At 71.3% G+C, this 1,333-nt stretch carries 1 protein-coding gene; it reads left to right on the forward strand.

Annotated features, from left to right (window positions below):
• The coding region (locus tag G6019_RS16305; protein WP_182628054.1) for a PTS fructose transporter subunit IIC at positions 1–1,289 on the forward strand (1,289 nt) is incomplete at its 5' end.
• Positions 1,290–1,333: the final 44 nt, after the last annotated feature.

Below are 1,333 nucleotides of genomic sequence, written 5' to 3' on the forward strand. Positions count from 1 at the left end.
CCGCGCGGGTGCTCGACGAGGCGCTCGCCGCCGCGGGCGACCCCGACGCCAAGCGCGTCCCGGCCTCGTCCGGATCGGGTGGGGACTCGAGCTCCGGCGGGTCCGGGTCGGACGAACACTGGGCCCGTGGCCTGCAGCGCGCGGTGATGACCGGTGTGTCGTACATGATCCCGTTCGTCGCTGCGGGCGGTCTCCTGCTGGCGCTGGGGTTCCTGTTCGCCGGATACGACGTGGCCTTTGTCTGGCAGGAGGTGGCCACCGGGTTCACGCTGGCCGACCTGCCCGGCCAGGTCTGGTACCTCGACGGTGAGATCGTGTCCGCCGGGACCGCCGGGGCCGAGATGCTCACCCACGCCGGGCTGAGGTTGTACATCGGCGCCGTGCTCTTCGCGATAGGCCAGGCCGCGATGGGCTTCATGATCGCGGTCCTGTCCGGGTACATCGCCTACGGGCTCGCCGACCGCCCGGGCATCGCGCCGGGCTTCGTGGGCGGTGCGCTCTCGGCCACCCTCGGCGCCGGGTTCATCGGTGCGCTCGTCACGGGCATCCTCGCCGGCTACCTGGTGCGGTGGATGACCACGTGGAAGACCCCGCGCTGGCTGTCCGGCCTCATGCCGGTGGTGCTGATCCCGCTGCTCGGATCGCTCGCGATCGGCCTGCTGATGTTCCTGCTGCTCGGCCGTCCGCTGGCCTCGTTGACCTCCGCCATGGAGTCGTGGCTGGGCGGGATGAGCGGGACCTCGGTGATCCTGCTCGGCGTCATCCTGGGCCTCATGATGTGCTTCGACCTCGGCGGACCGGTCAACAAGGCCGCCTACACCTTCGCCACCGCCGGACTGGTCGCCGACAACCCGGCCTCGCTGCGCATCATGGCCGCGGTCATGGCCGCCGGCATGGTGCCGCCGCTGGCCATGGGCCTGGCGACGGTCGTCCGCAAGCGCCTGTTCACCGAGGTCGAGCAGGAGAACGGCCGGGCCGCGTTCCTGCTGGGTGCCAGCTTCATCACCGAGGGTGCCATCCCGTTCGCCGCCGCCGACCCGATCCGCGTGATCCCCTCGATGATGGCCGGCGGTGCCGTCACCGGAGCGCTGATCATGGCATTCTCGGTGGAGTCGTACGCACCGCACGGCGGTCTGTTCGTGGTGTTCGCCATCAACCCGGTCTGGGGTTACCTGGTGGCCATCCTCGCGGGCATGCTGGTCTCGACCACAGCCGTGGTCCTGGCCAAGAGCGCCCGTCGAGATCCCGCTCCTGTCGCGGCACCGGCGCCCGTCGCCGTCGCCGCCTGATCCCCACCCGACCGCTCTCCGGCGGGTCGGTCCGCCGACCCGCC

This window comes from Dietzia sp. DQ12-76 (genome assembly GCF_014145045.1).
Lineage (GTDB): Bacteria > Actinomycetota > Actinomycetes > Mycobacteriales > Mycobacteriaceae > Dietzia.